This window comes from Devosia algicola (assembly GCF_028816455.1).
Taxonomy (GTDB): domain Bacteria; phylum Pseudomonadota; class Alphaproteobacteria; order Rhizobiales; family Devosiaceae; genus Devosia; species Devosia algicola.
This window is the reverse complement of the sequence record NZ_CP118246.1, coordinates 1,116,426-1,140,908: the sequence shown is the minus strand read 5'-3', so window position 1 is coordinate 1,140,908 and position 24,483 is coordinate 1,116,426. Positions and strand designations below refer to the sequence as shown.

The following is a 24,483-nucleotide window of genomic DNA, read 5'->3' as shown; positions in this document are numbered from 1 at the left end:
CATGACCTTCACAGCACATTCTGGACCCGGCCTATGGGTGCGCGTCCAGCATCGGTTTGGCGCAAGAATGATGGAATGGTTTCTGTCCGGGCATATGATGCTGTTCGGGCTCGTGCTGCTGGCGCCGGGATCAATATTCGATCACCCGGCGTATTCATGGTTTTCGAGCGTGTTCTTTTCAGAATCGCTGGTCGGCATGGTGATGGTCGCTGTTGGGCTGGCCCGGTTCGCCGGGTTGATCATCAACGGGGCCAGAAAGCATGTCACGCCGCGCATCCGACAAATATCGGCTGGCATCGGCTGTCTGATCTGGTTTGGTATCAGTTATGGGTTCTTGGAGTCTGGCGTGTTTAGCACCTGGTTGGCCGTCTATCCGCTGTTTGCTCTTGGCGAGTTGGTCAATATCCACCGTGCTGCGCGAGACGAAGGAGAACACCGTGGATCAAGTCGCTGATTTGCCGCCATTGGCAATCGTCACGTTTGGGGCTGTTCTGGCGGTCATATTCGGCGTTCGCTACCTTGGGCTAGCGCAGGGTGGCAGTTCTCGCACAAACCCGCCAACCGGTGCCGCGCAAGTCGCTGCGGTGATTGTCGACCCCAAGGCGCTGAACGAAGCTGCCGCCGAAGTGTCGGGGCTGTCGGTGGCCGTTCATAGTCTGACTGAGCAGGTCAAGCGAACCGCCGATGAAATAGATGCGCTGCGCGAGGAAATGCGCGTGCAGGGTGCGGGGGGCGTTCGGAATTCGTAAGTAGATTCAATGGTCCAATTTTATGCCCGGTAAGGGGCAACGCCATTGAAAACATTGATATTTTTGGTATTTTTGGCGATCCCGACAGGATTCGAACCTGTGACCAACAGCTTAGAAGGCTGCTGCTCTATCCAGCTGAGCTACGGGACCGTTTGTGAGGAGTGTTTAGCCTATTTTGGGAGAAAATGAAGGTCAGTTTTCATTTTCCGGGATATCTAATGGCCTGTTTGCAACAGAAATTGGTTGGTTGGGCGGCGGGTGTTGGTTGGTTGCGGAAATCCGATCCGGTCGGCGTGAAAATTCGGCAGCAGAGAGGTATTGCCGGGCCAATTTGGGGAGGTGTCGTCCACGAGAGAGGTTGAGGAATCGATTCTCAAATTCTTTGTAACTATCGGAAAAATCACACGTATTTTTCTTGTTTGTCGGTGTGTGAGACGATTGGTTTTCCCCCGTCTGTCAGTGCGATTGAATCGATCTTGACAGGCGCAAGGTAAGTGTCGGACATTACTGAAATCGATTGCATAGGTTTCTACACGCAACCTGAAATCGATTGCAGGCGGATGACGGGAACCTCCCATAGAGGATTATGCCGTCAACCGAATGCTTCGTCGGGGCCATGTGCTCCAGGAGTTCGTTGGGAGGTTTACATATGAAGAAATTTACAGTGGCTGCCGCAATGGCGGCTGCATTGATGTGCGGCACATCGGCTTTTGCTACCGATCTGGAGGTTACCCATTGGTGGACGTCGGGTGGTGAGGCGGCGGCAGTTGCCGAGTTCGCCAAGGCGTTCGATGCGACTGGCAATCATTGGGTCGATGGCGCCATTGCCGGTTCCGGCGACGTTGCCCGTCCACTGATTATCAGCCGTATTCTTGGGGGTAACCCAATGGGTGCGACCCAGCTCAATACCGGCCGTGACGCAGAGGATTTGATCAAGGCCGGTCTGATGACCGATCTAACAGATTTGGCAAAGTCCGAAGGCTGGTACGACGTTATCCGCCCGAAGAAATTGCTCGAATCCTGCGAATTCGAAGGCAAGGCTCTACTGCGTTCCTGTCAATATTCACTCATGGCAGTGGCTGTGGCTGAGCCGTCCGGCTTTTGAGGATAATGGCATGGAAGTGCCGACCGACTGGAACCAGTATGTCGCGGACTTCCCCAAGCTGCGTGAAGCAGGCGTCATTCCGTTCGCGTTGGCGCAGGGATGGCCAACCAATGGTATCTTTGGCGTTCTTCTGGCCGGTATCGGTGGAACTGATCTCTTCCTTGCAGTCAATCGCGACAAAGATGTAACGGCGGTCGAAGGGCCTGATTTCCGCAAAGTTGCGCAGGCCTATGCCGATCTGCGTGATGCTGTTGATGTCAATGAAACAGTTGGGCAGTGGAACGAAGCCACGGCGCAGCTAATCAACAACACAGCAGCGGGCAATATAATGGGCGACTGGGCCCAGGGTGAGTTTGCCGTCGCTGGCAAGGTTGCCGGCAAGGACTATGACTGCCTGCCAGGTCTTGGATTGAACGCCGTTCTCGATACGGGTGGGGATGCATTCTACTTCCCCAAGAATGATGATCCTGCCATCACTGAAGCTCAGCTGGTGTTGGCCAAGACCATGCTGTCACCGGAAACTCAAGTCGCCTTCAACCTCAAGAAGGGTTCGCTGCCAGTTCGCGGTGACGTCGATATGAGCGCGGCTAACGCCTGCATGCAGAAGGGTCTGAAAATTCTTGAAGATCCCAATGGCGTTTTGCCCTCCGGCGAACAGTTGCTTTCGAGCGATACCCAGCAGCAGCTGCAGGATCTTGAGATAGAATTCTTCTCGGACAAGTCCATGTCGATCGACGACTTTGTGGGTCAGTTTGCTGACATCATGAGTTCGGCAGATTAAGCGGTTTGCTTAGCTGAATTAGATCGTGGCCGGTTGGGAGATATCCTGGCCGGCCACTCTTGAAATCCAAGCATGAGGAGGTTGGTTGCATGGCCGACCTGAGCCATTCGCGTTCGGCATCGGCAGGTTCTGCCGCGAACGGATCGAGGCGCTTATTTCATAATCTGTTTGTTCGCAACTTTAGCGCCAAACTGGCGGCGACGCCGATGATAATGACTGTGTTGATTGTTTTTATCGGTTGCACTGCGTGGACCATATTTTACTCGTTTACCAACTCGCGCTCGCTGCCGTCGGGCGAGTTGGTCGGGTTCGACCAATATACACGCCTCTTTTCCAACCGTCGCTGGAATGCGTCTGTCCTCAACATCATGACTTATGGGGTGACGTCCCTGTGCTTCACCATGGTGGTCGGCTTTCTGCTGGCCGTCTTCATGGACCAGAAAATTCGCTTCGAAAGCGCCTTTAGAACGGTATTTCTCTATCCGTTCGCGCTTTCGTTCATTGTGACGGGCCTTGTGTGGCAATGGATCATGAATCCGGCATTCGGGTTGCAGGCGGCGGTGCAAAGTTGGGGTTTTACCAGCTTCACCTTTGATTGGCTCAAAAACCGCAACATGGTGGTTTATGCATTGGTCATTGCAGGGTTGTGGCAAGGCACCGGGTTTGTGATGGTTCTGCTTCTGGCCGGATTGCGCGGCATTGACGAAGAGATATGGAAGGCCGCTCGCGTAGACGGCATTCCAACATGGAAAACCTATATTTTCGTGGTGTTGCCTATGATGCGCGGGGTGATCGTGACCACCCTGGTTATCGTCGGATCGGGCATTGTCAGACTCTATGACCTTGTGGTGGCGATGACACAAGGTGGGCCCGGTATCTCCTCTGAGGTGCCGGCAAAGTATGTTTACAATTACATGTTTGGTGCCGGCAATCTGGGCCAGGGGCTGGCCGCATCCTCAGTGATGCTGCTGACGGTGTTCATCATCCTCATTCCGTGGATGCTGATCGAGTTCCGTCCCAAGAGTCACAGTTAAGGTCAGGTCGGGAGCCACCAATGTCAAATATTGAGCCCAGCGGGCCGAAGCCGAAGAGCTTTTTACCACCTCACGCATCGTCACCTATTCGGTGTTGCTGTTTGCAGCGCTCTACTATCTCTTTCCGCTCTATGTGATGATAACCACGTCACTGAAGGGCATGCCCGAAGTCCGGTTGGGTAATATTTTCGCGCCGCCGATGGAGGTGACCTTTGCGCCGTGGGTCAAAGCCTGGGACAGCGCCTGCACCGGACTTTATTGCGAAGGGCTGAAACCGGGTTTCTGGAACTCGGTCAAGATCACCGTTCCCAGCACCATCATCTCGGTGCTGATCGCTGCCGTGAACGGCTATGCGCTGGTGAATTGGCGGTTCAAGGGATCAGAAATATTCTTCACCGTGCTCTTGTTTGGCTCGTTCATACCCTATCAGGTCATGCTCTATCCATTGGTCATCATCACTGCGCAACTCAAGGTTTTCGGCACGTTGCAGGGTGTTGTGTTGATCCATACGATCTTCGGCATGCCGATACTGACACTATTGTTTCGAAATTACTTTGCCTCGCTGCCGCCGGAATTGTTCAAGGCGGCGCGCGTCGATGGCGCAGGATTCTGGCGCATTTTCTTCGAAATCATGGTGCCAATGTCGCTACCGATATTTGTGGTGGCGGTCATCCTGCAGGTTACCGGGATCTGGAACGACTTCCTTTTCGGGGTCGTGTTCGCCGGTACCACCAACTATCCGATGACGGTGCAGGCTCAATAATATCGTCAATTCGGTGCAGGGCGTTCAGGAATACAATGTCAATATGGCGGCGACCATTCTGACCGGCGCTGTGCCACTCATCGTCTATTTCGTTTCGGGAAAATGGTTCGTACGCGGCATCGCCGCAGGCGCCGTGAAGGGTTAAGCAGATGCAACATAGTGTTTCTATCAAGGATCTTTCGCTCAATTTTGGCCATGTGAAAGTGCTGCAGCATCTTGACCTGGATATCGGGCAGGGCGAATTCATCGTTCTGCTCGGGCCTTCGGGGTGCGGGAAATCAACGTTGCTGAACTGTATCGCGGGGTTGCTCGACGTTAGCGAAGGGCAGATTTTTATCGGCGGCAAGAATGTCACCTGGGAGCAACCCAAGGACCGCGGCATTGGCATGGTGTTCCAGTCCTATGCGCTTTATCCCCAGATGAGCGTTGAACGGAACCTTTCGTTCGGTCTGCGCGTCTCGGGGATGAAAAAGGACGAGATCGAGAAGCGCGTCAGCCGCGCGGCGGAGATTTTGCAAATCGGGCCGTTGTTGCAGCGCAAACCAGCAAATCTTTCAGGTGGGCAACGCCAGCGCGTGGCCATCGGCCGGGCTTTGGTACGCGACGTAGATGTGTTTCTGTTTGACGAACCGCTCTCAAATCTGGACGCGAAATTGCGCTCTGATCTGCGGGTCGAAATCAAGCGGCTGCATCAACGGTTGAAGAACACAATGATCTATGTGACGCACGACCAGATCGAGGCGTTGACGCTGGCGGATCGCATCGCGGTGATGAAGGGCGGGGTCATACAGCAGCTGGATACCCCGCACGTTATCTATAACCGTCCGGTCAATCTCTATGTCGCCGGTTTTATCGGCTCACCTTCAATGAACTTTTTCGAGGGGTCGCTGAGCGGTGGGACGGAGCCGGTGTTTACCGCCGATGATGGCACCAAGATCCCGGCGCGCAACTACAAGTTTGACACAGTCCCTGACTCAAAACCAATGGCGGCGGTGCTGGGCGTGCGGCCGGAACACATTGTGATCGGCGATCACGCAAAGACCATGACCTTTCAGGCTGAAGCAGAAATCGAAATTGTCGAGCCGATGGGATCGGACACGCTGGCATGGACCAATATCTGTGGCAAGTCGGTGACATTCCGCTGCGACAGCGATGTGTTACTCGAAGCGGGGCAAAAATTGCCGGTGGGCTTTGATGTCGAACGCGGTTCACTGTTCAGCGCCGAAACCACTAACAGACTGTAACAGATTAGTCTTCCGGGGTGCCGATTCACCGGCACCCCAATCAGGCATTTTGTAGCGATGTTACTTTGCGCCCAATTGAGCTTTCCGCGCGGCGGGACGGGGCCCGAAAATCATATTATTGCGTTGTCTCGCGCTCGAGGCCGCACCAATCCAACCCATGAGGCAATCAAATGACCCAACTGTCATTCCAGGCTCTATAGTGCACGCAATGTCGCTTCACTCGACAACTTTCTTGGCAAGCTGAGTGCGCTTGGATACGCGCAAGTGGAAGGGTTTGGTGGGCTCTATTCCGACCCTGCCGCGCTTGCGGCAAGCCTTTCAAAGCACGGACTTTCAATGCCAACGGGTCATTTTGGCCTGCCTCAGGCTCCAAGACACGGCAACGGCGTTGAAGACGGCGGAAACGCTGGGCATGAAGAAATTGTTTTGCCCCGCCATCCCCAAAGAAGAACGCACTGGTGACGATGCCAAATGGGTGGCCCTTGGCGAGACGTTGGCCGAACTGGGCGAGATATATACCAAGGCGGGTTATGGATTTGGTTGGCACAATCATGATTTTGAGTTCGCCAAGACCAGGCTCCGGTCGCACCCCGATGGATATAATTCTGGCCACCGCGCCAAATATCGAATGGGAAGCCGATATTGCCTGGATCGCCCGCGGCAATGCCAATCCCAATGAATGGTTCGACAAATATGGGGAGCGTATAACGGCGGTGCACGTAAAGGATATTGCCCCGACGGGTGAGGCGCTGGACGAGGATGGTTGGGCCGATGTGGGGCAGGGCACCTTGGATTGGGACAATCTTATCAAGGACGTAACAAGCAAAACCCGGGCCCAATATTTCGTCGCGGAGCACGACAATCCCTCCGACGCGGAACGTTTCGCGCGTCGGTCATTTGATGCTGCCAAGGGCTGGTAGTTCGTTCTATAGGGAGACAAAAATGGATCTTTCATTTCAGCTGTTCAGCGCGCGCAATTATCCGCTCGATGAGGTACTCAAAACCGTCGGTGCGCTGGGCTATAAATATGTAGAGGGCTATGGTGGCCTTGATTATGCCGCGACGGACGGTGGTCTGGGTGGGCTTTATGGCGATTTGCCCGGCCTCAAGGCCCAGATGGATGCCAACGGGCTTTCAATGCCGACGGCTCATGTTGGGCTTGACTTGTTGGAACAGCCGGAGCGGGCGCTGCAGATAGCAGAAGTGCTGGACACAAAGGCTTTCATGTGTCCGTGGCTGGCACCTGACCAGCGGCCGGCAACCGCCGCCGGGTGGCAGTCATTTGGCGAAAAACTCGCGGCGCTGTCCGAACCCTTCACCAAAGCCGGTATCACATTTGGCTACCACAACCACGATTTCGAGTTCGCGGCGCTGCCTGATGGTCGCTATCCAATGGATGTGCTGCTCGCTGCGGCGCCCGACATCAGCGCCGAAGTAGATATTGCCTGGATTTATCGCGGCAATGCCGATCCGTTTCCTTGGCTCAAAGCCAATGGTGATCGGATTTTTGCCGTGCATGTCAAGGATCTGGCGCCCGAGGGGGAGAACGCTGACGAAGATGGCTGGGCCGATGTCGGGCACGGGCGCCTGCCGTGGCAGGACTTGCTCAAGTACGTCAAAGCCCATACCAAGGCACGTTATTTCGTTGCAGAGCACGACAATCCCAGCGACGTCAGCCGCTTTGCGAAGCGGTCCATTGCCGCAGTCAATTCTTTTGGAGTCTGAGAATGTCTAAAACCTACGGCGTCGGCATCATGGGTGCTGGCAATATTTCATCTGCCTATCTGCGGTTGGCACCCTTATTCAAGGGGCTGGATGTGCGGGCGGTGGCCGACATTATTCCGGAGGCAGCCAAGAAGCGGGCGGACGAGTTTGGTGTTGCGGCTCAAACGCCCGACGAACTGCTTAAAAACAGTGAGTTGGATGTCATTGTTAATCTAACGATTCCGGCTACACACTATTCGGTTTCCATGGATATCGTATCGGCAGGCAAACACGCCTATTCCGAAAAGCCATTTGTTCTGACACTTGAGGAGGGTGAAAAGCTCAAGGGTGCGGCGGAGTCCCGTAACCTCAAGGTTGGTAGTGCCCCCGACACCTTTCTGGGTGGAGCGCATCAACAGGCGCGCGATATCATCGACAGCGGCAAACTTGGAAAGATCATGAGTGGCACAACCCACGTGATGAGCCGGGGCATGGAGCATTGGCACCCCAATCCGGATTTCTTCTTCCAGGTTGGTGCGGGCCCGGTGCTTGATATTGGGCCCTATTATGTGACCGATCTCATCCACCTGCTGGGGCCGGTGAAGCGGGTTACCGCCTTTTCAAACATGGCGCGAGAGGAGCGCGAGGTTACGGCGGAAGGACCGAACAAGGGCACCTTCGTCAAGGTGGGCACGCCGACAACAATCCATGGCGTGCTTGAATTCCACAACGGTGCAATCGTCACCCTGGGTGCCAGTTGGGACGTCGCCAGCCATGGGCACCACAACATTGAACTATACGGCACCGATGGATCGATGTACGTTCCTGACCCAAATTTCTTCGGTGGCGATCTGGTGACGACCGACATTGCAGGCAACAAGGACAAGGTTACGCCATGGGCGCATCCGTTCGGCGTCGCCAATCAGGATCTCGACAAGCCGATGCCACGTGCGAACTATCGTACGGCCGGATTGGCGGACATGATCGCCTCAATCGATGGTGGGTACAAGGCGCGGTGCGGGCTGGATGTGGCGTTGCACGCAGTTGATGTGATGACGTCTTTGCTGGTCGCGGGAGAAACGGGACAGGTGCAGATCCTGACGACGACTTGCGAGCGTCCGTTGGCGCTCGGACCAGATGCTGCGCGGGCACTACTCAAGGACTGAACAGGTCGTCCGAGTGTGATTTCGGCGCCTGATGGGGCCGAAGTCAACTCGCGTGACAGAATGGGATTCGAGGCGGGTATTTTGAGGTACGATCATCAAAATCTTGCCGGTGCGCAGCCGAGCAGTTAGAACCAGTGTCATGCCGTCCCGGTGGGGCAGCGCCAGACAATAGAGGAGCACGTCATGCGTACCATCAAAGGGCCCGCAATTTTCCTGGCACAGTTTGCGGGGGACACAGCGCCGTTCGACACTTTTGACAATATTTGCAAATGGGCCGCAGGTCTTGGTTACAAGGGCGTCCAGGTACCCACATGGGTTGGCAGTCTGATTGATCTTGAAAAGGCGGCGACGTCCAAGACCTATTGCGACGAGTTGGCCGGAACAGCCGCAAAGCACGGCGTTGAAATCACCGAGTTGTCCACACATTTGCAGGGCCAATTAGTGGCGGCCCATCCTGTCTATGACACGATGCTGGACGGCTTCGCGCCCGCCAGCGTTCATGGCAATCCCAAGGCGCGGCAGGAATGGGCTGTCCAGCAACTGCACTGGGCGGCAAAGGCCTCAAAGAATTTCGGCCTGAGCGAACATGCGACCTTTTCGGGCGCACTGGCATGGCCGTTTCTCTACCCGTTCCCACAGCGTCCCGCCGGTCTGGTCGAGGAGGCGTTCGACGAATTGGCGCGTCGCTGGCTGCCCATTCTTAACGCCATGGACGAAAACGGCGTTGACCTCTGCTACGAAATTCATCCCGGCGAAGATCTGCACGACGGGGTGACCTACGAGATGTTCCTCGAACGGGTCAAGAACCATCCACGCGCCAATCTGCTTTATGATCCGAGCCATTTTGTACTGCAGCAGCTCGATTATCTCGATTACATCGACATTTATCACGAGCGCATCAGAATGTTCCACGTCAAGGATGCCGAGTTCAACCCGACCGGGCGGCAGGGCGTTTATGGCGGCTATCAGAGCCTGGATTGATCGGGCCGGGCGTTTCCGCTCGCTGGGCGACGGACAGGTCGACTTCGCCTCTATTTTCTCAAAAATGGCGCAGTATGATTTTGCTGGTTGGGCGGTTCTTGAATGGGAATGCGCCATCAAGCATCCAGAAGACGGCGCGCGTGAAGGCGCTGAATTCATCAAAAGCCACATCATTCGGGTGACGGAGAAGGCGTTTGATGATTTTGCGTCATCTGGAACCGATAGCGCTGCCAATCGCAAAATGCTTGGTCTGGGTTGAGGAGATCTGAGAATGGCTGAAAATGGATCACGGCGAATTCGACTTGGCATGGTTGGCGGCGGCACTGGCGCGTTTATCGGCTATGTGCACCGCGTCGCCTCGCGCATCGATGGTGACTATGACTTGGTCGCCGGGGCATTGTCGTCGCGTCCCGATGTTGCCATGGAATCCGGGCGCAATCTTGGGTTGGCGGACGATCGTATCTATACCGACTATGCGGAAATGGCCAAGGCGGAGGCGGCTCGTGCGGATGGGATCGAGGCGGTTTCGATCGTTACACCGAACCATATGCATTTTGGCCCCGCCAAGGCCTTTTTGGAGGCGGGAATTCATGTCATTTGCGACAAGCCGTTGACCGCGACTTTGGAAGATGCCCGAAAATTGGCAGCGATCAAGCCTGCCAGGGGCGCCAAATTCCTGTTGACCCACAATTACACCGGCTACCCGCTGGTGCGCCAGGCGCGTGAACTGGTGGCGTCGGGCGCCCTGGGCAAAATTCGGGTTGTCCAGGCGGAATATCCGCAGGATTGGTTAACCGAAGCCGCCGATGCGGACAACAAGCAGGCGTCGTGGCGCACTGACCCAAATCGCTCGGGTGCTGGTGGCGCCATCGGCGATATCGGCACGCACGCCTACAATCTCCTGCGGTTTGTCACTGGCCTTAAAACCGAAGCGGTCGCGGCGGATTTGACCAGTTTTGTACCGGGACGCCAATTGGACGATAATGTGCATATCATGCTGCGGTTCGACGGTGGGGCGCGCGGTATGCTGTGGGCGAGCCAGGTCGCTGTTGGCAATGAAAACGGCCTGCAGCTGCGAGTTTATGGGGACAAAGGGGGCCTTGAGTGGCGACAGGACAATCCTAACCAGATGTGGTTCAGCGAGTTCGGCAAGCCGCGGCAGCTATTGACACGCGGGGGCGCAATTTCAGGCGACGCCGCTGCGAGCATGAATGTTCGCGTGCCCGCCGGGCATCCAGAGGGGTATCTGGAAGCATTTGCAACGCTATACAGTCAGTTCGCCGACATCATTCGGGGTGACGGGGCGGCTTATGCCGATCTGCTCCCGAGCATGGCGGACGGTGTCGAGGGGATGGAATTTATCATTGCATCGGTGGAATCGAGCAAAAATGAGGGGCGTTGGACCAAGCTGAGCGAGGTTTGAGACGCGTTTGACTGCCACGACAGCGGCGACGTTCACCGCGATACGCATAGAAATAACAAAGCCTCCGCAAGCAATTGTGGAGGCTTTTTCAAACTATAAATGAAAAATCAGTGCGTCCAGGGCGTCTTGCGATCGGCGCGGAAATTGTCGGTATAGCTTACGCGCTTGCGGGTTGCCTCGTGCGCCGGTTGTACCGCGTAGGGGATACCGTTTTTTTGCGCATAGCCCTCAGCCTCTTCCAGCGTATCAAATGACAGGCGGATCTGCTGCTTCATGTCCGCAGAAGCGGTATATCCCATCAAAGGTTCAATTTCGCGGGCGAGCGCAGGGTCATATACAAGAACCCACTGCCTAGTGTTGCCCGTGCCCGACTGCATGGCGTTTCTCGCCGGTCGATAAATACGTGCAGACATGCTCGTTCCCTGACATTGTGGGCTTAGGAACGCACCGGTTTTCCCGACTGGCTCCTGTCGTCAATAAGGGCGATGGTCGGAGTACAAAGATTCGAACTTTGGACCCCTGGTTCCCAAAACCAGTGCTCTACCAGGCTGAGCTACACTCCGTCATCGCTGCCACCCGATACAGGGTTCGATTGCAAAGGGCAAGTGCATGCCACCACCTTTCTGCGCCCTATTGACGAAACCATGTTGGAATCCGAAAAGAGCCGCATGATAAATCTTACGTCACGCTGGCCGCTGGGTCTCAATTCGCGCAATTGGCCACTATTCGGGGTGGGATTTGTGGTCCTGCTCGCAATCACTGTCGGGTTGGATGTTCCCGCATCACAGGGTGCAATCCACTGGCCAGAGTCCTGGCGACGACCCTTTGCGATCATTACCGATTACGGCCTGTCAGATTGGGTGCTGATTCCCAGTTTGGCGGCTTTGATTCTGTCGTTATTGGCCGGTATGGTTTTGGCGGCGCGGTATCGCCCGGCGGCGCTGGAGGTTCGGTTATATTCAGCCTTTATATTTCTCGGTGTCGGCGTGCCTGGTTTGGCATCCAACCTGATCAAGCGCTTGGTGGGGCGAGGGCGACCTGTTCTGTTTGACGATGTCGGCGCGTTCAACTTTCAGAGCATTTTGAATGACTGGACGCACCAGAGTTTTCCTTCGGGGCATACCACCACCGCCATGGCAGTGGCATTTGTGATCGGCTTTCTAGCGCCACGATTATTTGTGCCGTTTCTGATCATCGGCATCGCAGTAGGCATTTCTCGTGTACCGGTTGGGGCACACTACCCCACGGATGTGCTCGGGGGCATGGTCGTTGGCACGTTGGGTGCCTATGCGGTACGCAATTTCTTTGCCGGCAAGAACTGGGTATTTGGGCGGGCGCCGGACGGCACTATCCAGCGCCGTCCATTGCAGGCACTCCCCAATCTTTTTCAGCGCGCGCGCCCGTAGCGGATCAATGCTGCGTCGAGGTCGGCTTTGAGGTCCTCGACATCCTCGAACCCGATGTGCAGCCTGAACAGATTTCCAGCATGATCCCACGGCCGCACGGTGCGACGGGGCTTGGTTGGCAGGCATAGACTTTCGTAGCCACCCCAGGAGTAGCCCATGCTGAACAGGCGCATATTGTCGACGAAGGCGGCAACGGCAGCGCGTGGCGCTGTCTTGAGCAGCATGGAGAACAGGCTGCCAGAGCCAGAAAAATCGCGTTTCCACAAGGCGTGATCCGGATGGCTGGGGAGGGCGGGATGCAACACCGATTCGACTTCTGGCTGCGATTCGAGCCAGCGCGCGATTTCGAACGCCCGTTGCTGGTGCTCTTTCATCCGAATCGATAATGTTCGCAGTCCGCGTGCCACCAGAAAAGCGTCGTCGCCGGAGGTAAAAAATCCCAGCGCGGCTCGGGTCGTTTCGACATTTTCCCAGCAGGACTCGGTTGCTGAAATTGTGCCGGCAAATGCATCGGAATGGCCAACGAACATTTTTGTACCGGCATGCACGACAAGGTCCGCGCCAAGTTTGATCGGTTGGCAATATAGTGGGCTGGCCCAACTATTATCGACGATCAGTTTGACGCCAGCCGATTTTGCAACACGCGAAATGGCGGGGATGTCCTGGATTTCAAAGGTGAGTGATCCGGGGCTTTCGGCCAGAATGGCCTTGGTATTGGACGAAATATGCTCGCCTATATTCTCGCCAATGTGCGGATCAAAGTAGCGGACGCTCACGCCCATCCGCGCCAAAAAACCGTCGGCGAACTTTCGGGCCGGGTCATAGGCGCTATCGGAAATCAGGACTTCGTCGCCATTTGACAGGCAACTCAACAACGCAATTGTAATGGCCGATAGCCCCGATGGCACCAATCTGGTGCGAAAGGCGCCCTCGAGCTGCGTGATTACAGCTTCGACACCTTCGGTGGTGGGATTGCCAGCACGGCCGTACAGATAGGGCTGTGACTGGGCGTCAAGGTCAGCCAAAGTCTTGAACAGGACGGTGGAGCCCCGGTAGACAGGGGTGTTGACGAACCCGAACTGGTATTCAGGATGTCGACCGCCGTGGGTGAGAATTGTTTCAACAGGTTGGCTGGAATCGTCGCGGGAAGGGTCGTGGTTCATGTATTGGTCCTGCACAAAATCAAATCACTCTCGGAATAATGGCTAATAAAGAGACAGTAGTATTGTCTCATCTACGCATCTGCCCTTGACGTAACCGTCAATAGAGGTTTCGATGCATACCAGCATCCCAGTTGCCATGAAAGGCAGCGGGAGCCACCACAGCAACTGACAAGCAAAAATGCTTGCGTTGCTATTGGTGACAGGGACAGGAAACAAAAGGCATAAACATGCAAAAAAAGTTCGTTACTATTGCGTTGGCCGCGACGCTTGGCCTCGCAGCTACGGCTGCGCACGCCGATACGCTGGCTGACGTAAAAGCCAAAGGCTACCTGCAGTGCGGTGTAACCGGCGGTGTTGCCGGATTCTCGGCACCGGACGCAGACAACAACTGGTCTGGTCTTGAAGTCGACTATTGTCGCGCGGTTGCAGCAGCTATCTTTAACGATGCTGACGCTGTCCGCTACACGCCGTTGACGTCGACTGAGCGCTTTGCTGCGCTGTCGTCGGGCGAAATTGACATTTTGTCGCGTACAACGACATGGACGATGAGCCGCGATACTACGTTGGGCATCAACTTCGCCGGGACCATGTTCTATGACGGCCAGGGCTTCATGGTCCGCAAGGCCGATGGCATTGATTCGGCGCTTGATCTGTCTGGTGCCGCGGTGTGTATCGAATCGGGTACAACAACCGAGGCTCAATGCGGCTGACTATTTCGCTGCCAACAATCTTGAATATGATCCGATCGTTTTCGTGGATCAGGACGAAGTTGTGAAGGCATTCGAAGACGGTCGTTGTGATGTTTACACCACTGACTCTTCGGCACTTGCATCGGAACGCACCAAGTTCGCCGTTCCCGATGATTACAAGATCCTGCCAGAGATCATCTCCAAGGAGCCGCTTGGGCCATCCGTTCGTCAGGGTGACGATACATGGTTCAACATCGCTCGCTGGGTGTACTTCGCTCTGCTCGATGCTGAGGAACTGGGCATCACCCAGGCCAACGTCGACGAAATGCTGGGATCGGACAATCCGTCCATCAAGCGTATCCTCGGCGTAGAGGGTGACTTCGGTACGCCGCTGGGCCTGGACAAGAGTTGGGCGTACAATATCATCAAGCACATTGGCAATTACGGCGAGATCTATGAGCGTCACGTCGGTCCAAGCACGCCAATTGGTCTGGAACGCGGCATCAATGCGCTCTGGACACAGGGCGGCATCCAGTATGCTCCGCCAATCCGTTAAGGCTTAAAGACTTTGACCCGGCTTTCGAAAGAGAGCCGGGTTCTTCATTTCGACGCCACAGGGCAGACGGCGCGGAATTCATCAAGTCGAGCTCGCATTTAACGGGGGTTTTATGTCCGCACAGGACTCAGAGCGCGCTCCGGCGCCAAAAACGTCATTTTTTAACGATCCAGTCATTCGAGGGCGGCTCTACCAGCTGATTGTGGCAGCGGCAGTGCTCCTTTTCATCTGGTTTATTGGTCAGAATACCGCAGAAAACCTGGCGCGACAGAACAAGACTACCGGTTTTGACTTCTTTTTCGCGACATCCGGATTCGATATTTTCTTCACCCTAATTCCCTATAGTCGCGCCTCCGAATACTGGGAGGCATTTGTCGTTGGGCTGCTGAACACACTGCTTGTGTCCGTACTCGGCATTATTTTCGCGACAATCTGGGGTTTCATTCTCGGCATCGCCAGGCTGTCGAGCAATTGGATCATTTCGCGTCTGGCGGTCATCTATATCGAGACGCTACGTAATATCCCGCTGCTGCTGCAATTGTTCTTCTGGTACTTTGCCGTACTCAAGACCATGCCTTCGGTGAAGGAAAGCTTCATATTTTTCGGCGAGTTTGCGCTCAACAATCGTGGTCTTAACATTCCGCGCCCGGTATTTGACGACAAGTTCTTTCTGGTGGTGATTGCTATTGTCTTGGCAATCGCAGGCAGCATTGTTCTGGCCAAGTGGGCGCGGAAGCGTCTCGAGGCAACAGGGCAGCGCTTTCCAACCCTTATTACCAGCGCGGCGGTGCTGATCGCGCTGCCGGCGATAGTCTGGCTGGTTTCAGGCACCAATGTTGAATTGGATATCCCCAAGCTGGCCGGCTTCAACTTCAAAGGAGGCATTTCTTTGCCACCTGAATTTGTCGCGTTGCTGGTAGGTCTGATCCTTTATACATCCACCTTCATTGCCGAAATCGTACGCTCGGGCATTCAGGCGGTCAGTCACGGACAGACCGAAGCTGCGGCAGCGCTGGGACTTCGCGAAGGCGACAGATTGCGATTGGTTGTCATTCCGCAGGCAATGCGGGTCATCATTCCGCCGCTGACGAGCCAATATCTAAACTTGACCAAGAACTCATCGCTGGCCGCCGCCATCGGATATCCCGAACTGGTTTCGGTTTTCATGGGCACAACACTCAATCAGACGGGTCGTGCCATCGAGGTCGTGTTCGTGACCATGATGGTCTATCTCACGCTGTCGTTGCTGACGTCGGCATTCATGAACTGGTACAATGCGCGCGTTGCGCTGGTTGAGCGGTAGGGGGCGCGAAGATGGCTGTACAATCGTTCAACTTTGTTCGTACCGACATGGAAGAGGCGGCGCCAGCGCCCGGCAACAGTGTTGGCTTCGTCGGATGGATTAAGAAAAATCTGTTCTCGACGCCGGGCAATTCGGTGCTCACCATTCTGGGTGTGCTGTTGCTGGTATGGGCGGTGCCGCCGCTCTACAATTTCATGATCGGCAAGGCTGTGTTTATCGCCGAGAATGGCGAGGCCTGTCGCGTAGAGGGCGCAGGGGCCTGCTGGGCCTTTATCTGGGCGCGCATAAATTTCTTCATCTACGGATTCTATCCGCTGGAGGAGCAGTGGCGGGTCAATATTTGTTTCGTCCTTGGTATCGTACTCATCGTGCCTCTGCTCTGGCTCGATCTGCCCGGCAAAGTGCTCAACGCAATCCTGTTTTTCGTCGTCTATCCGATCATTGCGTTCATCTTGCTCAATGGCGGCCTTTTCGGGCTCAGTTCCGTGCCAACGGAAAACTGGGGCGGTCTGACGGTCACGCTGATCATTGGCATCACCGGCATTGTGGTGTCACTGCCGATCGGGATCGTTCTGGCTTTGGGCCGACAATCCAATCTGCCGGTGATCAAATCGCTTAGCATCATGTTCATTGAGCTTTGGCGCGCGGTGCCGCTGATTACAGTATTGTTCATGGCCTCGGTCATGTTGCCGCTGTTCGTGCCGACCGGTATGACGGTCGACAAACTGTTACGGGCACTGGTTGGCGTGTCACTGTTCTCGGCGGCGTATCTGGCCGAGGTAGTGCGCGGAGGCTTGCAGGCCTTGCCTCGCGGGCAGTACGAAGCGGCAAGTGCCATGGGTTTGAACTATTGGAAATCCATGTTGCTCATAATCCTGCCACAGGCGTTGAAACACGTCATTCCAGGCATCGTGAACAGCTTTATTGCCTTGTTCAAGGACACGTCGCTGGTTTCGATCGTTGGCATTTTCGATCTGTTGCAAACGGTGCAATCGTCCAGTTCGGATCTCAAATGGGCGGGCCCACACCAAGCGATCACCGGCTATATATTCGCCGCGATGGTTTTCTGGATTTTTTGCTTTTCAATGTCGCGCTACTCGATCTTCACCGAGCGCCGACTCGACACTGGACATAAGAGGTAGCGCAGATGAGCGTTCAAGAAACAAACCAGGGCGCGGCGGCGGTGGACCGGTCCAAAATGACGGTTTCGGACACCGATGTGGCGATCGATGTCGTCGACATGCACAAATGGTATGGCGATTTTCACGTGTTGCGCGATATCAATTTGCGGGTCATGCGTGGTGAACGCATCGTTATCGCGGGTCCTTCGGGATCGGGTAAATCAACCCTGATCCGCTGCGTCAATCGTTTGGAGGAGCACCAAAAGGGTCAGATCATTGTCAATGATGTTGAATTGACCAGCGATTTGAAACGCGTCGATGAGGTCAGGCGGGAAGTGGGAATGGTGTTCCAGCACTTCAATCTGTTTCCGCATCTGTCTATTTTGGAAAATTGTACATTGGCACCGATCTGGGTACGGGGCACGCCGAAGGCAGAGGCCGAGGCAACAGCCATGCACTTTCTGGAGCGGGTAAAAATTCCCGAACAGGCGCTCAAATTTCCCGGCCAATTGTCGGGCGGGCAGCAGCAGCGTGTCGCGATCGCGCGTTCATTGTGCATGAACCCCAAGATCATGCTGTTTGATGAACCAACCTCGGCGCTTGATCCCGAAATGATCAAGGAAGTGCTGGATGTGATGGTGGGGCTGGCTGAAGAAGGCATGACGATGATTTGCGTCACCCACGAAATGGGCTTTGCCCGTCAGGTGGCTAACCGGGTTATCTTCATGGACCAGGGGCAGATTATTGAGCAGAATGAGCCTGAGGAATTTTTCTCCAATCCCCAACACGAACGCACCAAGCTGTTCCTGAGCCAGATACTGCATTAGCCTAAGGGGGAAAAACACATTCGGCCATCCTGATTTCGGTCAGGATGGCTTTGTTCTGTGTGTAGACCGGCAAAGGCCCGGTTGATGCTTGACCCCGGCACCACCCTTGCCAATATGAGCCGATGGGAAGACGTTTTGAGTTTGGCACCAGTGCAAATCATGAACAATAGAGTGGCGGTTGCCGCCCGGCTCGTTCTGGTCTGCATCGGGATCATCGCGCTGGTATGCACCAGCGCCTGGGCGACGACACTCGATGATGTCAGGGAGCGTGGTTTTCTGATCTGCGGTGCCAACGCGGCGCTGCCAGGATTTGCCGAACAGGACGCAAATGGGCGGTGGTCCGGATTTGACGTCGATTTGTGCCGCGCCATTGCGGCGGCGATTTTCGGTAATCCAGACATGATCGAGTTTCGGCCCTTGCGTGGCGAGTCCAGATTTGCCCCGCTGCAAACCGGTGATCTCGACGTCATGATGCGCGATGGTCCATGGACGCAGAAACGCGATAGCGTCTTTGGCGTGCGGTATGTGGCGACCTCCTTTTTTGACGGGCAGGCTTTCATGGTGCCGCAATCGTTGGGCGCGGTTTCGGCTTATGAATTAGACAATATTTCGATCTGTGTGCTCGATGGTGGTGATGAGCAGTCACAGTTGCAGGATTTTTCTTTTCAAATCAAGCCAGTTACACCGAGGTATTGTACGAGGATGTGGCAGATTTGGGCGTCGCCTACAGGGCGGGGCTGTGCCAGGGGATTTCGGCACCGGCCCGGCAATTGCAAGCGGTTCGCCGCAGCCTGCCCGATCCGGCCAATCATCGCATCCTGCCCGAGCGCATTTCCAAAGAGCCTTCTGGGGCCGGTGGTGCGGAACGGCGATGACCAATGGTTCAAGATCGTGCAGTGGACATTGTTCGCGCTGATCAATGCCGAGGAAGTCGGCATTACGTCGCTCAACACTGACTCGCTCTCGGCGGCGCGGACACAGACGGTGCGGCGCATTTTGGGCACCGAAGGCGATTTCGGCACGCCGTTGGGGCTGTCGCCGACCTTCATGAAAGATGCGATACAGGCTGTGGGCAACTACGGCGAACTGTACGATCGGAATTTTGGCCCGCAAACCGGCGCGGCGTTGTTGCGTGGACAGAATGCGCTGTGGAGCAATGGGGGGCAAATGTATGCGCCCCCAATACGATAGTGCGGTCGGCTAAAGCACTGGCGACAGCAATTTTGCCGCCTGGGCAGCAAAATGTGCGGTCCAAGGGCGGGTTCTGACCTCATCGTGGCCGACTCTTCGGCAATTCTCAAAGTCGCGTAGCAACATGGATTCAATCTCGGAAATGCTTGTTGGATCGACGAACCACATGGTTATCTCGAAATTGATGGCAAATGATCGATTGTCGAAATTGACGCTGCCGACGCTGGCAATCTTGTCGTCCATGAGCAGCACTTTTTGATGCAGGAAGCCGGTTGTATAGCGGTACATGGCGATCCCGTGATTTACCATGGCGTCGGCGTGGGCGATGCTGGCCAGATAGACGAGCAGATGATCAGGCTTTTCAGGCAGCATGATGCGGACATCTACGCCGCGCAATTGTGCGGCATAGAGGGCAGTCCTCACATCGGTATCGGGGACAAAATAGGGACTGACGATCCACAATCGTTCGCGTGCCTGGGCGATGACGTCTGTAAACGCTATAGCGCATTCTTCGAGCTTGTCGGCGGGGCCAGTGCCCATGACCAGGACGGAATTGTCTCCTGGCGTGGGCACATCTGCGAGGGGATTGGCGGGGAGCAGTTCGCCGGTGGCCCAGTGCCAGTCCTCGCGAAACAATAGGGCGCAGGCCAGGGCGGCGGGCCCTTCAACCCGAACATGCGTGTCTCGCCAGTGTCCGAATTTGGGGTCCTCGCCGAGATATTCGACACCCACATTGTGGCCACCGACCCATGCGGTTTTGCCGTCGGCGACCACGATCTTGCGGTGGTTGCGATAATTTATCCGCGTCGGTCCATAAAGACGCAGAAATTTGTGTCGGTGATTGAAGCCTGAAACCCGAACGCCGGCCTCGCGCAGACGGTGGCGAAAGGTTTTAGGCATGCCATTGCTGCCGACATCGTCATATAGCAGGAACACTCTGACGCCGGCGTTGGCGCGTTCGATAAGTCTTTCGGCGAGTTCCTGACCAAGTCGGTCGTCGCGGACTATGTAAAACTGTACCAGCAAATAGGATTGTGCAGACGAGATCCCATCGAAGATGGAATCAAATGTTGCCTTGCCATCGATCAGCAATTGCACCGCATTGCCAGCAAGAAACGGTACTTCGGAGACACTTCTCAGTACCGGCCATTGGGCGCCCATTTCATGATCGATCAATGCCAGATCCTTGGCACGAAGCGGGCGTTGGGCGCGGCCATTTTTCAAACGGTCAGTGGCGTAATCGTCAAACAGCTTCCAGCCGAAAATCAAATAGAGAAAGACGGTTGGGAAGGGCAGGAGGGCCAGCGATATCAACCACGCTATCGAGCCCTGGGAGGTACGCGAAATCATGATCTCGCGGAGGGCGCATACTATCGCCAGCAGATAGAATGCGGCGAGTACCAGGGCGATCAGATAGTAGTCTGCGGCGAAGGCGCGCAACACGTCATCGATACCGAACACTGCTTTTCCATCAACCCGTTAAACTCCTAACCAACTTAACAGGAATGGATTGGCTTACAACTCCGATGGATCAGGTGGCGTCTGGTTCAAAAAGGCCGGCGATGTCAATGGCTGAGGATTGTTCCAACCATTCCGGCACTGGCAGGTCCCTGGCCCGCAGAAATTCGGGATTGAACAGTTTTGACTGGTAGCGATTGCCGTAATCGCACAGGATCGTCACAATGGTCTTGCCGGGACCCAAATCCTTGGCCATTCGGATCGCGCCGGCGATATTGATGGCGCTTGAGCCGCCAACACACAGACCTTCGTGCTCGAGCAAGTCGAAAATATAGGGCAAGGCTTCGGTATCGGAAATCTGGTAGGGGTAGTCGACTTTCAGTCCTTCAAGGTTTGCGGTGATCCGGCCCTGGCCTATGCCTTCGCTGATACTGCCGCCAGAAGATTTCAACTCACCAGTTGTGTAGTAGCTATAGAGCGCGGCCCCTTCAGGGTCTGCCAAGCCGATTTTTATTGCCGGGTTATTGGACCTGAGGGACTGGGCGACGCCCGCAAGCGTGCCGCCGGACCCTACTGAACAAATGAAGCCATCTATCGTGCCGCTGGTCTGTTGCCAAATTTCGGGGCCGGTAGTTTCGGCGTGTGCACGGCGATTGGCGGTGTTGTCAAACTGGTTGGCCCATATCGCACCGTTTGGTCGATCGCGATTGAGCTTGTCCGCCAGACGCGCCGACACCTTGATGTAATTGTTGGGATTTCGATATGGCTTGGCCGGCACTTCTATCAATTCCGCGCCGAAGAGCCGCAGGGCGTCCTTTTTTTCCTGGCTCTGGGTGTTGGGGATGACGATGACTGATTTGAACCCCAACGCATTTGCGACCAAGGTCAGGCCGATGCCGGTGTTCCCCGCCGTGCCCTCAACAATGGTGCCGCCCGGTTTCAAAGCGCCTGACGCTATCGCATCACGGACGATATATAGCGCGGCGCGATCTTTTACTGACTGGCCCGGATTGAGAAATTCGGCCTTGCCCCAAATGTCGCAGCCGGTGATCTTTGAGGCTTGGTTCAGGCGGATCAGCGGTGTGTTGCCAATCGCAGATATCATGTCGGGGTGGTTTGTCATTATTGGCCATAGCTTGAAGAGTTGGCTAAAAGGTAGGTGTTGGCGTGGGACGGAACAAGCTCAAACCGCTGCGCTGGAACGGCTTTTTCTCATGCGGGCAAAATGCGGAACCAGCGTGTCGCGCGTACTGAAAAAGGGCAAGCTCATTCCAGTGTAGTCAGGGTTCGACCAATCGGCATCGTCGACGCGGCGGCTATTGTGTCCAAGTGCCGCGTACCAAATCGCTCAGCGGGCAAAATGCCCGACGCTAGTTGCGGATAATCCATTGGCGGGCAAATGAGCGCTGCCCCAAGTTTGCCTTAGGCTCCAATTGCTTTCGTGTGTTTGCGACATTATGGTGCGCGCCAATTACAGGTTACACAGTCAAGGCGTTCCATGTCCCAGGAAAATATTTTCCGCGAAGTCGATGAAGAGTTGCGTTCCGACCGCATGCGTGCGTTATGGAAACGCTTTGCGCCCTTGGTCATCGGGGCGGCCATTGGGGTTGTCGTGCTAGTCGCGGTCAATGAGGGCTGGAACTGGTATCAGTCCTCCAATGCGGCGCAATCTTCGGACAAGCTTTACGCTGCATTTGACGCCGCCGACGGCGGGGACTCCGCCAAGGCCGAGTCTATTCTAGACGATCTGGTTGCCAATGGTTCGGGCGGATACCCCACTTTGGCGCGCTTCCGCGATGCTGGTTTGCTGGCCAAGAATGGCAAGAGCACTGAGGCAATTGCAGCCTATGATGCACTGGCGAACAATGAAACCAGTCCCAGAATGCGGGAATTGGCTTTGGTGTTGGCTGCCAATCTTCTTGTTGATCAGGGCTCGCTTGCAGATGTGGAGGCGCGCGTATCGACACTCGCGGCCGAGAGTGGGCCTATGCGGAATGCCGCACGCGAAGCACTCGGTCTGGCGCAGTACAAGGCAGGTGACTTTGCCGCAGCGCGTGACAGCTTTCAGTCCGTCATTGATGATCCGCGCAGTCAAAGCAGCGTGCGTAATCGCATGAGCTACTATATCGCCCAATTGCTTTCAGAGGGAGCAATTGCGCCTGATGCGCCGACTGAGAATGCCGCTGATGCCACTGACGTCCAGCCCGATAGCAGTGTCAACGATGTCTCGCCTCAGGTGCCTGCCGAGCCAGCGCCGACTGAATGATCTCGGCCAACCTGCCGCCCGATTGGACATCAAGACCATGACAGTTACTGTCGCCATCGTTGGCCGACCGAACGTTGGCAAATCCACGCTTTTCAACCGTCTCGTGGGACGCAAGATAGCGCTGGTTGACGATACGCCCGGCGTAACGCGCGATCGCCGTGAAGCTGAAGGCCACATTGCTGACCTGACTTTTCGCGTGCTGGACACAGCCGGTTACGAGGACGTCAAGGATGGCAGCCTAGAAGATCGCATGCGTCAACAAACCGAACTGGCGATCCGCGAGGCGGACGTCATCTTGTTCATGATCGACGCGCGCGCCGGCGTCGTGCCACTAGACCAGCGATTTGCGCAGGTATTGCGAAAAGCCGGTAAAAGCGTGCACCTGGTTGGCAACAAGGCCGAAAGTGCTGCCGCAGAAGCGGGGTTGGTTGAGGGCTTTAAGCTGGGCTTTGGCGAACCGATTCCACTTTCGGCGGAACATGGACTCGGTCTGTCTGAACTCTATTCGATCGTTTCCAGGGCTATCGATGTGGCCGCCGCGTCCCAAATTGCCGAGCACAACAACAATCTTGATGAATTGCCTGCGGTCGAGGTTGATATCACCGAGGATATGCTCGAGGGAGAGGGTGACGAAGCAACGCTTCGCTGGAACCCCAAACGCTACCTGAACGTGGCTATCGTTGGTCGCCCCAACGCTGGCAAATCGACGCTAGTCAATCGGTTGGTGGGCGAGGATCGGGTGCTCGTCGGGCCCGAGGCCGGGATTACGCGCGACAGCATCCTGGTGCCGTGGGAATGGGAGGGCCGCGTCATAAACCTCGTGGATACCGCCGGTATTCGGCGGCGGTCTCGGGTTACTCAAAAGCTCGAAAAACTGGCGGTTGGCGATAGTTTGCGCTCCATTCAGTACGCAGAAGTCGTTGTGTTGATGATTGACGCCACCATGCCGTTCGAAAAGCAGGACCTGCAGCTGGCGGATCTTGTCGAGCGCGAAGGTCGGGCCATGGTCATAGCGATCAACAAGTGGGATTTGATTGAGGACAAGAACGCTACGCTTGCGGCGCTGCGCGAAGCCAGCGAGCGCTTGCTGCCGCAGTTGCGCGGTATTCCGATGGTGACGTTGTCGGGACTGCAAGGGCGTAATATCGATAAACTGATGGCGGCAATTTTCAAGATTGAGAAGAGTTGGAATTCCCATGTTTCGACGGCGCGGCTCAATCGCTGGCTACAGGGCATGATCGAAGGGCACCCACCGCCAGCGGTGTCTGGACGGCGGCTAAAAATTCGCTACATGACGCAAGCCAAGACGCGCCCGCCAAGTTTCATTCTGTTTGCTTCGCGTCCTGATGCGTTGCCGACCTCATATTTGCGTTATCTCAGCAATGGGTTGCGCGAGGCGTTTGATATACAGGGTACGCCGATCCGGCTTTGGGTTCGGGCAGGCAGCACCAATCCCTATGATGATGTCAGCAAACGACGCCTTGGCTAGATACCAGGTTTGTCTAGCCGCACCGAATTCACTTCAAGCCATGGTGCATTCGACAAATTTTTCG

Annotated in this window: 18 protein-coding genes, 2 tRNA genes and 5 pseudogenes; 19 read left to right on the top strand and 6 right to left on the bottom strand. The window is 55.6% G+C overall.

The window, feature by feature from the left end:
* Window position 1 precedes the first annotated feature (1 nt).
* Both PSQ19_RS05955 and PSQ19_RS05950 read left to right on the top strand, forming a co-directional pair.
* Complete coding sequence (locus PSQ19_RS05955; protein WP_282220001.1) at window positions 2–454, top strand: hypothetical protein; 453 nt, start codon at window positions 2–4, stop codon at window positions 452–454.
* A complete protein-coding gene (locus tag PSQ19_RS05950; protein WP_282220000.1) occupies window positions 438–749 on the top strand; it encodes a hypothetical protein in 312 nt (103 codons plus the stop codon). Before PSQ19_RS05955 ends, PSQ19_RS05950 begins: the two co-directional genes overlap by 17 nt.
* A 73-nt stretch (window positions 750–822) precedes the next feature.
* Here the strand turns inward: PSQ19_RS05950 and PSQ19_RS05945 are convergent.
* A tRNA-Arg gene (locus tag PSQ19_RS05945) sits at window positions 823–899 on the bottom strand.
* Window positions 900–1,398: 499 nt separating this feature from the next.
* Here PSQ19_RS05945 and PSQ19_RS05940 point away from each other — a divergent pair.
* The 9 genes and pseudogenes from PSQ19_RS05940 to PSQ19_RS05900 all read left to right on the top strand — a co-directional run bounded on the left by PSQ19_RS05940 (window position 1,399) and on the right by PSQ19_RS05900 (window position 10,950).
* Window positions 1,399–2,635 (top strand): annotated as a pseudogene (locus PSQ19_RS05940) (ABC transporter substrate-binding protein).
* A gap of 206 nt (window positions 2,636–2,841) precedes the next feature.
* Window positions 2,842–3,669, top strand: a complete 828-nt coding sequence (locus PSQ19_RS05935; protein ID WP_282220628.1) for a carbohydrate ABC transporter permease — start codon at window positions 2,842–2,844, stop codon at window positions 3,667–3,669.
* A 20-nt stretch (window positions 3,670–3,689) separates the two neighbouring features.
* Window positions 3,690–4,577 (top strand): annotated as a pseudogene (locus PSQ19_RS05930) (carbohydrate ABC transporter permease).
* Window positions 4,578–4,581: 4 nt separating this feature from the next.
* Window positions 4,582–5,676, top strand: coding sequence for an ABC transporter ATP-binding protein (locus tag PSQ19_RS05925; RefSeq protein WP_282219999.1), 1,095 nt, complete (start codon window positions 4,582–4,584; stop codon window positions 5,674–5,676).
* A gap of 170 nt (window positions 5,677–5,846) precedes the next feature.
* A pseudogene (locus tag PSQ19_RS19730) lies at window positions 5,847–6,596 on the top strand (sugar phosphate isomerase/epimerase family protein).
* Window positions 6,597–6,618: 22 nt separating this feature from the next.
* Window positions 6,619–7,401, top strand: a complete 783-nt coding sequence (locus tag PSQ19_RS05915) for a sugar phosphate isomerase/epimerase family protein (protein ID WP_282219997.1) — start codon at window positions 6,619–6,621, stop codon at window positions 7,399–7,401.
* A gap of 2 nt (window positions 7,402–7,403) precedes the next feature.
* On the top strand, window positions 7,404–8,546 hold the full coding sequence (locus PSQ19_RS05910; protein WP_282219996.1) for a Gfo/Idh/MocA family protein: 1,143 nt from the start codon (window positions 7,404–7,406) through the stop codon (window positions 8,544–8,546).
* Window positions 8,547–8,729: 183 nt separating this feature from the next.
* Window positions 8,730–9,786 (top strand): annotated as a pseudogene (locus tag PSQ19_RS05905) (sugar phosphate isomerase/epimerase family protein).
* Between the two features lie 12 nt (window positions 9,787–9,798).
* The gene (locus PSQ19_RS05900; protein ID WP_282219995.1) at window positions 9,799–10,950 is read left to right on the top strand and encodes a Gfo/Idh/MocA family protein; all 1,152 of its coding nucleotides are present in this window, start codon (window positions 9,799–9,801) and stop codon (window positions 10,948–10,950) included.
* Between the two features lie 107 nt (window positions 10,951–11,057).
* Here the strand turns inward: PSQ19_RS05900 and PSQ19_RS05895 are convergent, their stop codons facing one another.
* Complete coding sequence (locus tag PSQ19_RS05895) at window positions 11,058–11,363, bottom strand: ETC complex I subunit (protein ID WP_282219994.1); 306 nt, start codon at window positions 11,361–11,363, stop codon at window positions 11,058–11,060.
* Window positions 11,364–11,436: 73 nt separating this feature from the next.
* Window positions 11,437–11,513: transfer RNA gene (locus PSQ19_RS05890), tRNA-Pro, on the bottom strand.
* Between the two features lie 81 nt (window positions 11,514–11,594).
* On the opposite strand from PSQ19_RS05890, the gene PSQ19_RS05885 reads away from it, so the two are divergent.
* Window positions 11,595–12,356 carry a phosphatase PAP2 family protein gene (locus tag PSQ19_RS05885; protein ID WP_282219993.1) on the top strand — a complete coding sequence of 254 codons (762 nt, stop codon included), beginning with the start codon at window positions 11,595–11,597 and terminating at the stop codon, window positions 12,354–12,356.
* On the opposite strand, the gene metC is transcribed toward PSQ19_RS05885, so the two are convergent.
* Complete coding sequence (metC, locus tag PSQ19_RS05880) at window positions 12,338–13,519, bottom strand: cystathionine beta-lyase (protein ID WP_282219992.1); 1,182 nt, start codon at window positions 13,517–13,519, stop codon at window positions 12,338–12,340. The two genes, PSQ19_RS05885 and metC, sit on opposite strands and share 19 nt — an antisense overlap.
* A 227-nt stretch (window positions 13,520–13,746) precedes the next feature.
* On the opposite strand from metC, the pseudogene PSQ19_RS05875 reads away from it, so the two are divergent.
* The 5 genes and pseudogenes from PSQ19_RS05875 to PSQ19_RS05855 all read left to right on the top strand — a co-directional run bounded on the left by PSQ19_RS05875 (window position 13,747) and on the right by PSQ19_RS05855 (window position 19,206).
* Window positions 13,747–14,764, top strand: a pseudogene (locus tag PSQ19_RS05875) (amino acid ABC transporter substrate-binding protein).
* A gap of 112 nt (window positions 14,765–14,876) precedes the next feature.
* Window positions 14,877–16,067, top strand: coding sequence for an amino acid ABC transporter permease (locus PSQ19_RS05870; RefSeq protein WP_282219991.1), 1,191 nt, complete (start codon window positions 14,877–14,879; stop codon window positions 16,065–16,067).
* Between the two features lie 11 nt (window positions 16,068–16,078).
* Window positions 16,079–17,209, top strand: a complete 1,131-nt coding sequence (locus PSQ19_RS05865; RefSeq protein ID WP_407649090.1) for an amino acid ABC transporter permease — start codon at window positions 16,079–16,081, stop codon at window positions 17,207–17,209.
* 5 nt (window positions 17,210–17,214) lie between these two features.
* Complete coding sequence (locus PSQ19_RS05860; RefSeq protein WP_282219990.1) at window positions 17,215–18,015, top strand: amino acid ABC transporter ATP-binding protein; 801 nt, start codon at window positions 17,215–17,217, stop codon at window positions 18,013–18,015.
* Between the two features lie 84 nt (window positions 18,016–18,099).
* Window positions 18,100–19,206: a transporter substrate-binding domain-containing protein gene (locus PSQ19_RS05855; RefSeq protein WP_282219989.1), complete on the top strand. Its 1,107-nt coding sequence runs from the start codon at window positions 18,100–18,102 to the stop codon at window positions 19,204–19,206.
* Window positions 19,207–19,215: 9 nt separating this feature from the next.
* On the opposite strand, the gene cls is transcribed toward PSQ19_RS05855, so the two are convergent.
* Window positions 19,216–20,667 carry a cardiolipin synthase gene (cls, locus tag PSQ19_RS05850; protein ID WP_282219988.1) on the bottom strand — a complete coding sequence of 484 codons (1,452 nt, stop codon included), beginning with the start codon at window positions 20,665–20,667 and terminating at the stop codon, window positions 19,216–19,218.
* 70 nt (window positions 20,668–20,737) lie between these two features.
* A complete protein-coding gene (locus PSQ19_RS05845; protein WP_282219987.1) occupies window positions 20,738–21,787 on the bottom strand; it encodes a cysteine synthase A in 1,050 nt (349 codons plus the stop codon).
* Between the two features lie 375 nt (window positions 21,788–22,162).
* Here PSQ19_RS05845 and PSQ19_RS05840 point away from each other — a divergent pair, with 375 nt between their 5' ends.
* Together PSQ19_RS05840 and der are read left to right on the top strand one after the other, a co-directional pair.
* Entirely contained in the window at window positions 22,163–22,930 is a 768-nt protein-coding gene (locus PSQ19_RS05840; RefSeq protein WP_282219986.1) for a tetratricopeptide repeat protein, read from the top strand.
* Between the two features lie 37 nt (window positions 22,931–22,967).
* On the top strand, window positions 22,968–24,419 hold the full coding sequence (der, locus tag PSQ19_RS05835) for a ribosome biogenesis GTPase Der (RefSeq protein ID WP_282220626.1): 1,452 nt from the start codon (window positions 22,968–22,970) through the stop codon (window positions 24,417–24,419).
* Window positions 24,420–24,483: the final 64 nt, after the last annotated feature.